Source organism: Micromonospora sp. WMMC415 (assembly GCF_009707425.1).
In the GTDB taxonomy this organism is placed as follows: Bacteria; Actinomycetota; Actinomycetes; order Mycobacteriales; family Micromonosporaceae; genus Micromonospora.
This window is the reverse complement of the sequence record NZ_CP046104.1, coordinates 2,931,290-2,942,575: the sequence shown is the minus strand read 5'-3', so window position 1 is coordinate 2,942,575 and position 11,286 is coordinate 2,931,290. Positions and strand designations below refer to the sequence as shown.

Genomic DNA, 11,286 nt, shown 5'->3' with positions numbered 1-11,286 from the left:
GTCAGCCGAGGACGCAGGGCACGCCGTCGACCGTGCAGCCGGTCGGGCGGGATTCCGTCCGTTCCATGTGGAAGCGCAGCGTGGCACTGCCGCCCGGAGCCACGTCGACGCCGCTGCGGTAGGTGAAGCCACCCTCGGTGGGGGTCGCCTTGCCCTGCTCGGTGCCCTCGACCCAGGCGGTCACGAACCGCCCGCCGGCGTACGTCAGCCGCACGGTCCAGCCGCGCCGCTCCGCCGACCCGTTGCGTACCAGGATCTCGCCGATGAACCCGCCGTCGAAGGAGTTCACCACCCGGTAGCGGCCGGTCGTCCCGGCCGGCGGCGGTGGCGACGTGGGGTGGGCGGCGCGGCTGGTGACACCCGGCGTGGGGTGCGGGGGCCTCGCGACGCCCGTGGTGGGCTGGACCGACGTGCGCGGGGACAGCCCGGGCTGGACCGCCCCGGTCGGAGACGGGGCGGCCGACGACGACGGCGGCGGCGCCTCCGGCAGGAGCAGCGGCGGCGCGGGCGGGGCCGGTGCCGTGTCGGCGCCGCTGCGGCTTCGGTACGCGCCGAGCGCGATGACCAGCAGCACGATCATGACGACCACCCCGGCGGCCACCAGGATCCACGGAGAGGACACGATGGCGGCGGTGGCGCGGGACGACCGCGGGGCACGACGCAGGCCGGACATGTCCCTCCTCAGCGAGCCGTCCGGCAAGCGTAGCCACCGACCAGGTCGGACGGTTCCGGCCCGGCCACGCCCGCCGGGAACCCCGTCATTCGATGACGCAGTCGGCGTCGTTGACCGTGCACCGGTCGGGCTCCGTGTCGGCGCCGTCATGGCTGATCCACAGGTGGAACCGCTCGGCCTCCCCCGCGCCGACGGGCCCCGTGCCGCGCAGCACGTACCGGCCACCGCCCTCGGCCGACACGGAGACCCCGGACCTCCCGTAGACCCGGAAGCTGTCGATGTCGCCGGTGAACGTCAGTTCCACGCGCCAGTCCCGAGCCTCGCCCGTCCGGTTGCGGACGACCAGCTCGGCTTCGAACGAGTCGCGGTGCCGGTCGGTCACCTCGTACCGCGCGGTGACCTGGCCGGCGGAGGCGTCGCCGCCCCCCACGAGCGGGCTGGGCGGGACCGGGGAGCTCGCCGTGGCCGGCGGGGTGGACCTGGTCCGGGTCGGCCTGGGCACCCGCGTGGCCGTGGTGGTCGCGGACGCGGACGCCGTGGGGGACGCGGCCGCCGTCGCGGACGCGGGCGCCGGTGACGGGTACGCCGACGCCGCGGCGGCCGGCGTCGGCAGGACCAGCGGCGGCGCCGGCGGCGGCGCGGCATGCCGTTCGGACCCGCGGAACGACAGCAGCGCCATCACGAGCAGCACCACCAGCAGCACGACACCGGACAGCACGACGATCCACGGGACCGACGCCAGCACCCTGGATGTGGTTCGCCCATTGGTGTCCCCGGCCGGCTGCACTGACATCGGGCCCCCCTCATCGAACCGCCGCGCCAGCGTAGCCACCGACCGCCACCGGCGGAACGGCCCGTCCCCGGAACCGGCCGACCGGGCAGCGGGCGGCCGACGACAGGTGGTCGCCCGGCGACCGTCGGTCCCTCGGGCTCGGGCGGTCAGGCCACGCGGATGACGGTGCAGATGGCCGGCCCGTCGTCCGTGGAGCGCACCAGGTAGCGGTAACGCTCCCCCGGGACCCGGCGGCCCTGGCTGTCGAGGAACTCCCACTCGACGGCGACCATGGTGAGCAGCGCCGACACCTGCTGCACATCCTCGATGGTCGCGTGCGCCGCGACGAGTTCGCGCTCCTGGTAGTCGGGTGCGGCGCCCACGAAGGACAGCGCCACCGCCGCCGGCGAGGTGAACGAGAAGCTGTACGTGTCGGCGACCACGAGCCCGGGCAGGGCGTAGCAGCCGGTCAGGGCCGGCACGTCGCCGGCGGTCAGTGCCGCGCCGTACCGCCCGAAGAAGTCGGTCAGGGCGTCGAGTTCGGTGGAAGCCGTCACGCGGATGGGAATTGCCTGCGCGGGACTGACCCAAACCTCAACGCGGTGGTATGCGCACCTCGATCTCCGCCCCGAGCCGTGCGCCACCGGCAAGGCCGAGGTCGTCCCCGCTCCAGAAGCGGCCCGGGTCGTACCAGTTCGGACGCCGGCCGGGCGGGAGCAGCCCCATGGCCTCGTAGGTGACCGCGACGACCTCCGCGCAGTACGCCGTCTCCAGCCGGTGCTCGGGCACGGGGGCGCGGCCCCGGTCGTCCGCCGACCGGCCGTTCGGCGAGTCCCCGCGGCCGGGGCCGAGCGGCCCCCGCTGGCCGGGTAGCCGGACCGCCGGCGCCCGCCCCCGCAGCCATCGCCAGGCGAGCTGGGCGGTGGACGGGAACGGGGTGCCGTCGAGGCGGGCGATCGTCCGCAGCACCGCCTTCTCCATCTCCGCGTCGGCCGGCGGCTCCAGTTGGCGCAGCCAGCCCCGCTGCCCGTACCGGTTGGCCCAGACGCAGACCGCGTCGCGCAGGTCGTGCAGTTGCACGCCACGCTGGTGCGTGCCCGACCACAGGTCCGGCAACGACCGGCCCAGCTCGGCGTGCCACATCAGCGGCGGCATGTCGTCCAGGACCACCGCCATGCCGACGTGGTTGACCGGGCTGTTGGTGGTGAGCTGGATGGCCCGGTCCGGCACGCTGCGACCGCGGAACACCCACACGTCACCGGTGCGGGTCAGCTCCACGGCCTCGTCCAGGTCGAGACTCATGCCGGCGCTCCCGACCGCTCCGCGCCGGCCCGCGGCGCCACCGCGCCGCACCGGTGACCCGCCGGCCGGCGCTCGCCCGGGTGGCCCGATCCGAACCGCCGCGCCGGACACGCGGGCGCGACGCCGATATGCACGCTCATGAGCACCTACCCTAGGCCGATGCGGAAGAGGATGCGGTGGTGGAAGGTGCTCGGACTGGCGGGGCTGGCCGGCGTGGCGGCGTCCGGTGTGGTCATCGCCCGCGCGGAGCGGCGGCGCCGGGCGTACACGCCCGAGGAGATCCGGGCCCGGCTGCGGGACCGGCACGCGGAGGCGACGGTCACTCCCCGCGACGAATCCTGACCCACCCGTCGCCCGGCCGCGCGCGTCCTGGGTGACAGAGGCCCACGGCAGGTCGCACTCCGCGCCGTCGTCGGGCACCGGCACCGCGACCTAGCGCTACCCGAGTGGATCACACGAGGTTGCGCGAATAGCAAGACGGACGTACGGTTTTGTTGAGCATCCGTCCCGGGTAAGTGTTGCCTAAGCACGGCACCCTCCCGGCCGGTGCGACAGACTGCTCAGGACTACTCACGGTCGCTGGTGTGAAGGAGTACGACGTGGCGAGCCTCGACACCTTCGGTGCGAAGACCCAGCTACGCGTCGGAGACGCGAGCTACGAGATTTTCAAGATCAGTAAGGTGGAGGGCCACGAACGGCTCCCCTACAGCCTGAAGATCCTCCTGGAGAACCTGCTCCGGACCGAGGACGGCGCGAACATCACCGCCGACCACATCCGCCAGCTCGGCGCGTGGGAGCCGACCGCCGACCCGAGCGTCGAGATCCAGTTCACCCCGGCGCGGGTGCTCATGCAGGACTTCACCGGCGTACCGTGCGTCGTCGACCTGGCCACCATGCGCGAGGCCGTCCGCGACCTCGGCGGCGACCCCACCAAGGTGAACCCGCTCGCCCCGGCCGAGCTGGTCATCGACCACTCGGTCATCGCCGACCTGTTCGGCCGTGAGGACGCGTTCCAGCGCAACGTCGAGCTGGAGTACGAGCGCAACAAGGAGCGCTACCAGTTCCTGCGCTGGGGCCAGACCGCGTTCAACGAGTTCAAGGTGGTGCCGCCGGGCACCGGCATCGTGCACCAGGTCAACATCGAGTACCTGGCCCGTACGGTGATGGAGCGGGGCGGCCAGGCGTACCCGGACACGGTCGTCGGCACCGACTCGCACACCACGATGGTCAATGGCCTGGGCGTGCTCGGCTGGGGCGTCGGCGGCATCGAGGCCGAGGCCGCGATGCTCGGGCAGCCGGTGAGCATGCTCATCCCGCGGGTCGTCGGCTTCAAGCTCTCCGGCGAGATGCCGGCCGGCACCACCGCCACCGACCTGGTCCTCACGATCACCGAGATGCTGCGCAAGCACGGCGTGGTCGGCAAGTTCGTCGAGTTCTACGGCCCCGGCGTGGGCGCGGTGCCGCTGGCCAACCGGGCCACCATCGGCAACATGTCCCCGGAGTACGGCTCGACCGTCGCGATCTTCCCGATCGACGCCGAGACCGTCCGCTACCTCGAGCTGACCGGCCGGGACCCGCAGCAGGTCGCGCTCGTCGAGGCGTACGCCAAGGAGCAGGGCCTCTGGCACGACCCGGCCGCCGAGCCGGAGTACTCGGAGCGCCTGGAGCTCGACCTGAGCACCATCGAGCCGTCCCTCGCCGGCCCGAAGCGCCCGCAGGACCGAGTGCCGCTGGGCAGCGCCAAGACGCTGTTCCGCTCCGCGCTGACGGACTACGTGGCGGCCGACGAGACCGGCGGCGACCGGGACCGCAAGGCGGGCGTGCCGCAGCTGGAGAAGCCGTTCGGCGTGGCGGGCCACGCCGACGAGGCCAGCGCCGAGTCCTTCCCCGCCAGCGACTCCCCGGCCAACGGGGTGATCGACCCGGCCGACGCCCCGCGTGACCTGGAGACCGCGGCGGTGGGCTCCGGCGGCCGGATGACCAACCCGGTCCGGGTCACCGGCGCCGACGGCACCGAGTTCGAGCTGGACCACGGCGCGGTGGTGATCGCCGCGATCACCTCCTGCACCAACACCTCCAACCCCCAGGTGATGATCGGCGCGGCCCTGCTGGCCCGCAACGCGGTCGAGAAGGGCCTGAGCCGCAAGCCGTGGGTGAAGACCACCCTCGCGCCCGGCTCGAAGGTCGTCATGGACTACTACGAGCGGGCCGGCCTCACGCCGTACCTGGAGAAGCTGGGCTTCCACCTGGTCGGCTACGGCTGCACCACCTGCATCGGCAACTCCGGCCCGCTGCCGGAGGAGATCTCCGCCGCGGTCAACGAGAACGACCTCGCGGTCGTCTCGGTGCTCTCCGGCAACCGGAACTTCGAGGGCCGGATCAACCCGGACGTCAAGATGAACTACCTGGCGTCGCCGCCGCTGGTGGTCGCGTACGCGCTGGCCGGCACGATGGACATCGACCTGGCCAACGAGCCGATCGGCGAGGACAGCCAGGGCAACCCGGTGTTCCTGCGGGACATCTGGCCGAACACCGCCGAGATCCAGGACGTCATCGCCTCGGCGATCGGCGCCACCGGCTTCAGCTCGGCGTACGCGGACGTCTTCGCCGGCGACGCGCGGTGGCAGTCGCTGCCGACGCCGACCGGTGACACGTTCGCCTGGGAGGGCGAGTCGACGTACGTCCGCAAGCCCCCGTACTTCGAGGGCATGGAGCGGGAGCCGAAGGCGGTCGGTGACATCACCGGCGCTCGCGTGCTGGCCAAGCTGGGCGACTCGGTGACCACCGACCACATCTCCCCGGCCGGCTCGATCAAGGCCGACTCGCCCGCCGGCCGGTACCTCGCCGAGCACGGCGTGCCGCGCCACGAGTTCAACTCGTACGGCTCCCGGCGGGGCAACCACGAGGTGATGATCCGGGGCACGTTCGCCAACATCCGGCTGCGCAACCAGCTGGTGCCCGGCGTCGAGGGCGGCTTCACCGTCAACCACCTCACCGGCGAGCAGACGACCATCTACGACGCCTCGGTGGCCTACCAGGAGGCCGGTATTCCGCTGGTCGTCCTGGCCGGCAAGGAGTACGGCTCCGGCTCGTCGCGGGACTGGGCGGCCAAGGGCACGATGCTGCTGGGCGTGCAGGCCGTCATCGCCGAGTCGTACGAGCGGATCCACCGCTCGAACCTGATCGGTATGGGCGTCCTCCCGCTCCAGTTCCCGGCTGGCGAGACCGCCGAGTCGCTGGGCCTCACCGGCACCGAGACGTTCTCGATCGCCGGGGTCACCGCGCTGAACGACGGCGAGACCCCGCGGACCGTCAAGGTCACCACCGACACCGGTGTGGAGTTCGACGCGGTCGTCCGCATCGACACCCCGGGCGAGGCGGACTACTACCGGCACGGCGGCATCCTGCAGTTCGTGCTGCGCCGCATGATCGCCAGCTGACCCACCACGCGAACGGGCCCTTCCCCGACTCGGGGGAAGGGCCCGTTGCCGTACCGGCCGGCCCGCTACTGGCCTGCGACCCCGAGCGGACTAACCTCTTAGCTAAGGAGGCGACCATGTCGGGTGAGGCGGCAGCACAGTTCAACATCCACGACGCGAAGACTCACCTCTCGCGGATCATCGAGCGTGTCGAGCACGGCGAGGAGATCGTGATCAGCCGGTCCGGCACGCCGGTCGCCAAGGTCATTCCGCTACGTCACCAGCCTCGGCGCGGTCGCGGGTCACTACGCGGCCGGCTGGTGCTGGCGGACGACTGGGATTCCGAGGACGTCAATGACTCGATTGCCCGGGACTTCGGGGGGACCGGATGAGGGTGCTGCTCGACACCCATGTCGCCCTGTGGTGGCTGACCGACGACCCGACCCTCAGCGAAGAGTTGAAGGAGCACATCGACACCGAGCCTGAGGTCTATCTGAGTCCGGTCAGCGTCTGCGAGGTCGGCGTCAAGCAGGCGCTCGGTAAACTCTCCGGGCCCGATGACCTGGCCCGACTCGTCGCGGAGGCCGATCTGCGGGAGTTGCCGATCCGCCACGAACACGCCGTCACCGCGGCCACCCTGCCGCCCATCCACCGCGACCCGTTCGACCGCATGCTGATCGCCCAGGCTCGGCACGCCGGTCTCACCCTCGCGACCCGGGACGTCCAGATCCAGAAGTACGGCGTGCCGATCCTGGCGGTGTGAGTCAGCCGGCGTCGCGGCGGGCTTCGAGGGTCTTCATGGCGTGCTCCATCAGGGTGATGAGCACCTCCTTGCCGGACTTCCGCTGCCGGGCGTCGCAGAGCAGGACGGGCACGTCCGGGTCGAGATTGAGCGCGGCCCGCACCTCGTCGAGCTGATACGCACGGGCGCCCTCGAAGCAGTTCACCGCCACCACGAACGGGGTGCCCCGCCCCTCGAAGTAGTCGATCGACGGGAAGCAGTCGGCCAGCCGCCGGGTGTCCGCCAGCACCACCGCGCCGATCGCACCCAGCGACAGTTCGTCCCAGACGAACCAGAACCGGTCCTGACCCGGGGTGCCGAACAGGTAGAGCACCAGGTCGTCGCTGATGGTGATGCGACCGAAGTCCATCGCGACGGTGGTGGTGGTCTTGCCCTCCACACCGGACAGGTCGTCGATGCCGACCCCGGTCTCGGTCAGCACCTCCTCGGTGCGCAACGGGCGGGTCTCGCTGACCGCGCCGACCAGGGTCGTCTTGCCCGCGCCGAAGCCACCCGCGATCAGGATCTTGATCGCGGTGGGCAGGGGCGTCGCTCCCGCCGACCGCTCAGAGGGCCCGAAGTCCATTGATAACCGCCTCGAAAACGCTGTTGTCGGGAAGGCCGGCCGTCACCCGCGGCTCGCGTACCTGCACGAGGTTGCGGGCCACCAGGTCACCGAGCAGGACGCGGACGGTGCCAACCGGTAGGTCCAGGTGAGCGGCGATCTCCGCGACGGACTGCATGCGCTGGCAGAGCGCCACGATCGCCAGGTGTTCCGGGCCCAGGCCGATCTCCGGAGTCACGTCCACCCGGGTGGCGGTCACGAGGGAGATCAGGTCGAACGTGCCGGCGACCGGGCGGGCCCGGCCGCGCGTCACCGCGTACGGGCGCACGACCGGCCCGGCGTGGTCGTCGACCCATTGGTGCTCCGCCGACTCTCCCTGCACCGTCATCGCCGCTACTTCCCGCCGGCCGGCTGCTCGGCGCGCGACGGCGACGCGACGTACTTGCCGACCCGGGTGACCAGCATCGCCATCTCGTACGCGATCAGCCCCACGTCGGCGTCCTCGGTGGCCAGGACCGCGAGGCAGGCGTTGCGGCCGGCCGCTGTGACGAACAGGAACGACGACTGCATCTCGATGATCGTCTGCTGCACCTGCCCGCCGCCGAAACGCTTCCCGGCGCCGCGCGCGAGGCTCTGGATGCCGGCGGCCATCGCCGCCAGGTGCTCCGCGTCGTCCCGGGTCAGCCCACGGGAGGACGCCATCAGCAGGCCGTCTGTCGACAACGCGACCGCGTGCTCGGCCTGCTTGACCCGGCCGACCAGATCGTCCAGCAACCACGTCAGGTCGGCCGTCGAAGCCGTCTTCTGCGTCACTCGTCGCCCTCTTCTTTCCCGGCTCTGTCCGCCGGCTCGTCTTCGGCTGGCTGTCACGCCGGGGGCGTCTCGACGCCTCGCCCGGCGGTGCCGATCAGGTTGCCTGCTGGTCTCCCGGATCGGGGGCCGCGTCCGGCGGGTCGCCCACGCCGAGCAGCTTGGCGGCGTCGGTGCGCCCACGCCGGGTCCCGGTCTGGTACGAGCTCATCATCCGGCGCACCTGCTCCGGCTGGCGCACCGTGTCGGTGTCGGTGTCGGTGGTGTCGGCGTCGTCGTCGGCCGGCTCGTCGCGCAGTTCGGGCGCGATGCTGGCCTGCCGGACGCGGACCGGCAGCCCGGACTCGGTGAACGCCAGCTCCGGGTCGGCCGGCGAGGGCGGCGTCCCGGCCGCGGGGCCGGCCGACGCGCGTGCCGGGTCAACCGGCACGGCCCCGCCGGACACGGCGGGCGCGGCCTCGCCGGACACGGCCGGTGCGGCCCCGCCGGACACGGCCGGTGCGGCGCCGGTGGAGACGGCGGGCGCGGCCGGCGCGGATGGTACGGCGGTCCGCGCCGACGCGGCCGTCGGCGGTTCCCCGTCGCCGTCGGCGCCGTGGCCGTCCCGGGCCGGCCCGGTGGTGAGCGGCAGGCCGGTCGGCACCGTCGGCCCCTCCAGCGCGCCCGTGCCGCTGCCGGAGCGGGCCGTCGCGGCGCCGCCGACGGCCTCGGCGAGCGACCGCCCCCGCGACCGCGTCGGCAGGCCGCCGTCGGTGGGCAGGGCACCGTCGACGGGCAGGGCTCCGTCGACGGGCAGGGCTCCGTCGGTGGGCAGGGCTCCGTCGGTGGGCAGGGCTCCGTCGGTGGGCAGGGCCGGGTCGGCGGGCAGGGCCGCGTCGAGCGCGGGCCGGGGTCGGGGCGCGGTGAGCGGCTCGGCGATCGCCACCGGGGCGGGGCGTCCGTCGGCCGCCCCGCCGCCCCGTACGCCGGGCGAGTCCGCCGCACCGGCCAGGAAGCCACCCGAGGTGCTCGGATCGTCGTCGGCGGTGACCAGGTCGACCGGGATCAGCACGACCGCCGTGGTGCCGCCGTACGCGGACTCCTTCAGCTGCACCCGGACGCCGTGCCGCTCGGTCAGCCGGCTCACGACGTACAGGCCCAGGCGGGCGGCGTTGGCCAGGTTCAGCTCGGAGCGGTCGACGATCCGCTGGTTGGCGGCGGCGAGGTCCTCCTCGCTCATGCCGAGACCGCGGTCCTCGATCTCGATGACGAACCCGTTGCCGACCAACTGCCCCCGCACCTCGACGATGGTGTGCGGCGGCGAGAACGACAGACCGTTCTCGATCAGCTCGGCGAGCAGGTGGATGACGTCACCGACCGCCCGACCCGCCAGGGAGACCGAACCCAGGGGCAGCACGGTGACCCGGGTGTAGTCCTCCACCTCGGCCACCGCGCCGCGCACCACGTCGACCATCGGCACGTTGCGCCGCCAGGCCCGGCCGGGCGTGGCGCCGGAGAGCACGATCAGGTTCTCGGCGTTGCGCCGCATCCGGGTGGCGAGGTGGTCGACGCGGAACAGGTCCTCCAGTTCCTCCGCGTCCTGCTCCCGCCGCTCCATCGCGTCGAGGAGCGTGAGCTGGCGGTGGACCAGCGCCTGCGTACGCCGGGCCAGGCTGAGGAACACCTCCCGCACGTTGCGGCGCAGCTCGGCCTGCTCGACCGCGGTGCGGATCGCGGTCTCCTGCACGGCGTTGAACGCGTGGCCCACCTGGCCGATCTCGTCGTCGCCGAACTCGAGCGGCGGGGCCTCCTTGGCGACGTCGACCTCGTCGCCGCGGCCGAGCCGCTCCACCACGCCGGGCAGGCGCTCGTGGGCGAGACGGAACGCGGCCTCGCGCAGCCGCTCCAGCTGACGGAGCAGGGTACGCGCGGTGGTGACGGTCACAACGATGGAGGCGATCACCGCGACCAGACCGAGACCGGTCGCGAGCAGCACCCGGACGATCACGAGCGCGGCGATGCTGGCGGCGCGGCCGACGATGCCCTCGCCGCCGGCCACGACGACCTTGTTGATCTCCGCTGCCGCCGGCTCGACCGTGTCGCGCCAGTCCGCCGCGCTGAACGGCAGCGTCGTCGACGGCCGACCGTCGCGGATGATCCCGTCCTGGACGGCGCGGAGCCGCCGGAACGCATCCGACTCGACCAGCTCCCGGTACCGCCGCTGGTCCGCCTCGGACAGCTTCAGCCGGGTCTCCTCGCCGAGGAACCGTTCGGCGCCCACCAGCGAGCTGAAGCGGGCGTACTCGGGGCCGCTGATCCGGCCGCTGCCGACGAGGCCGCTGACCAGCGCGTCCTGCTGGGAGATCAGCTCCTTCATCCGGTTGAGCTGGATGAGGGCCGCCGCGTCCGCCGCCAGTTCCTTGTCGTCGAGGCTTCCGGTGACGTCGTAGATGAGGAAGATCGACCGGATGGCCTCGGTGTAGCGGTCGGCGGCCGCGAGCCGGTCGACGCCCCGGGACAGGACGGCGGCGCGCGTCTCCTTGAGGCTCTCCAACCGGCTGACCGATTCTGACAGGCGGCGCCCGAGCTCGTCGCTGCCGGCGAGGTCGACCTGCCAGCTCCGCACCGACGCGGCGAAGGCGGTCGCGAGCTCCTCGGTCCGGCGGTGCTCCGCCTCCAGGGCCGCCCGCCGGGCGGGCTCGGGGTCGCCGAGGTACTCCTGCGTCAGCCGCCGCTCGACCTGCAGTTCCTGCAGCAGCGGCTCGCTGGGCACGTACACCTTGGTGTTCAGCAGCTGCACGCCGAGCAGGTTGAAGCCGTCCCGGAGGGTCACCCAGGCCGCGAACATCCACAGTGCCACCAGCGAGAGCAGCAGTGCGACAACCTTGGTGCGGACACTCGTACCGCGAGATCGCATGGAACCGTCCCAGGCCGGGTTGACTCAGCTCATCAACGGATGGTCACAAAGGGCAGACGTCCCGTGCC

Annotated in this window: 12 protein-coding genes; 4 read left to right on the top strand and 8 right to left on the bottom strand. The window is 72.6% G+C overall.

All coding sequences use genetic code 11. From position 1 onward, the window contains the following. Nucleotide 1: 1 nt before the first annotated feature. The 4 genes from GKC29_RS14155 to GKC29_RS14140 all read right to left on the bottom strand — a co-directional run bounded on the left by GKC29_RS14155 (nucleotide 2) and on the right by GKC29_RS14140 (nucleotide 2,747). Entirely contained in the window at nucleotides 2–673 is a 672-nt protein-coding gene (locus GKC29_RS14155; RefSeq protein ID WP_155331278.1) for a cellulose binding domain-containing protein, read from the bottom strand. Between the two features lie 85 nt (nucleotides 674–758). Next, nucleotides 759–1,418, bottom strand: a complete 660-nt coding sequence (locus tag GKC29_RS14150) for a hypothetical protein (RefSeq protein ID WP_155331277.1) — start codon at nucleotides 1,416–1,418, stop codon at nucleotides 759–761. A 194-nt stretch (nucleotides 1,419–1,612) separates the two neighbouring features. Next, nucleotides 1,613–2,002: a hypothetical protein gene (locus tag GKC29_RS14145; RefSeq protein WP_155331276.1), complete on the bottom strand. Its 390-nt coding sequence runs from the start codon at nucleotides 2,000–2,002 to the stop codon at nucleotides 1,613–1,615. 37 nt (nucleotides 2,003–2,039) lie between these two features. Then, nucleotides 2,040–2,747 carry a hypothetical protein gene (locus GKC29_RS14140; protein ID WP_155331275.1) on the bottom strand — a complete coding sequence of 236 codons (708 nt, stop codon included), beginning with the start codon at nucleotides 2,745–2,747 and terminating at the stop codon, nucleotides 2,040–2,042. Nucleotides 2,748–2,906: 159 nt separating this feature from the next. Between GKC29_RS14140 and GKC29_RS14135 the strand changes: the two genes are divergently transcribed. The 4 genes from GKC29_RS14135 (at nucleotide 2,907) to GKC29_RS14120 (ending at nucleotide 6,929) form a co-directional block, all read left to right on the top strand. Then, entirely contained in the window at nucleotides 2,907–3,089 is a 183-nt protein-coding gene (locus tag GKC29_RS14135; RefSeq protein ID WP_155331274.1) for a hypothetical protein, read from the top strand. Between the two features lie 242 nt (nucleotides 3,090–3,331). Beyond that, entirely contained in the window at nucleotides 3,332–6,187 is a 2,856-nt protein-coding gene (locus GKC29_RS14130; protein ID WP_155331273.1) for an aconitate hydratase, read from the top strand. A gap of 116 nt (nucleotides 6,188–6,303) precedes the next feature. Next, a complete protein-coding gene (locus tag GKC29_RS14125; protein ID WP_155331272.1) occupies nucleotides 6,304–6,558 on the top strand; it encodes a type II toxin-antitoxin system Phd/YefM family antitoxin in 255 nt (84 codons plus the stop codon). Beyond that, complete coding sequence (locus GKC29_RS14120) at nucleotides 6,555–6,929, top strand: type II toxin-antitoxin system VapC family toxin (RefSeq protein WP_155331271.1); 375 nt, start codon at nucleotides 6,555–6,557, stop codon at nucleotides 6,927–6,929. Before GKC29_RS14125 ends, GKC29_RS14120 begins: the two co-directional genes overlap by 4 nt. A gap of 1 nt (nucleotide 6,930) precedes the next feature. Here the strand turns inward: GKC29_RS14120 and GKC29_RS14115 are convergent, their stop codons facing one another. The 4 genes from GKC29_RS14115 to GKC29_RS14100 all read right to left on the bottom strand — a co-directional run bounded on the left by GKC29_RS14115 (nucleotide 6,931) and on the right by GKC29_RS14100 (nucleotide 11,218). After that, on the bottom strand, nucleotides 6,931–7,533 hold the full coding sequence (locus GKC29_RS14115) for an ATP/GTP-binding protein (protein ID WP_155331270.1): 603 nt from the start codon (nucleotides 7,531–7,533) through the stop codon (nucleotides 6,931–6,933). Next, nucleotides 7,514–7,900: a DUF742 domain-containing protein gene (locus tag GKC29_RS14110; protein ID WP_155331269.1), complete on the bottom strand. Its 387-nt coding sequence runs from the start codon at nucleotides 7,898–7,900 to the stop codon at nucleotides 7,514–7,516. Before GKC29_RS14110 ends, GKC29_RS14115 begins: the two co-directional genes overlap by 20 nt. 5 nt (nucleotides 7,901–7,905) lie before the next feature. Then, nucleotides 7,906–8,325: a roadblock/LC7 domain-containing protein gene (locus tag GKC29_RS14105; RefSeq protein ID WP_155331268.1), complete on the bottom strand. Its 420-nt coding sequence runs from the start codon at nucleotides 8,323–8,325 to the stop codon at nucleotides 7,906–7,908. Nucleotides 8,326–8,419: 94 nt separating this feature from the next. Then, nucleotides 8,420–11,218 (bottom strand): nitrate- and nitrite sensing domain-containing protein, encoded by a 2,799-nt coding sequence (locus GKC29_RS14100; protein ID WP_155331267.1) that lies wholly within the window; start codon nucleotides 11,216–11,218, stop codon nucleotides 8,420–8,422. Between the last annotated feature and the right edge of the window lie 68 nt (nucleotides 11,219–11,286).

Bases quoted from the DNA above. Each gene is read 5' to 3' on its own strand.
- GKC29_RS14155 (WP_155331278.1), bottom strand. From the start codon at position 673: ATGTCCGGCCTGCGTCGTGCCCCGCGGTCGTCCCGCGCCACCGCCGCC.
- GKC29_RS14140 (WP_155331275.1), bottom strand. From the start codon at position 2,747: ATGAGTCTCGACCTGGACGAGGCCGTGGAGCTGACCCGCACCGGTGAC.
- GKC29_RS14135 (WP_155331274.1), top strand. From the start codon at position 2,907: ATGCGGAAGAGGATGCGGTGGTGGAAGGTGCTCGGACTGGCGGGGCTG.
- GKC29_RS14125 (WP_155331272.1), top strand. From the start codon at position 6,304: ATGTCGGGTGAGGCGGCAGCACAGTTCAACATCCACGACGCGAAGACT.
- GKC29_RS14120 (WP_155331271.1), top strand. From the start codon at position 6,555: ATGAGGGTGCTGCTCGACACCCATGTCGCCCTGTGGTGGCTGACCGAC.
- GKC29_RS14115 (WP_155331270.1), bottom strand. From the start codon at position 7,533: ATGGACTTCGGGCCCTCTGAGCGGTCGGCGGGAGCGACGCCCCTGCCC.
- GKC29_RS14110 (WP_155331269.1), bottom strand. From the start codon at position 7,900: ATGACGGTGCAGGGAGAGTCGGCGGAGCACCAATGGGTCGACGACCAC.
- GKC29_RS14100 (WP_155331267.1), bottom strand. From the start codon at position 11,218: ATGCGATCTCGCGGTACGAGTGTCCGCACCAAGGTTGTCGCACTGCTG.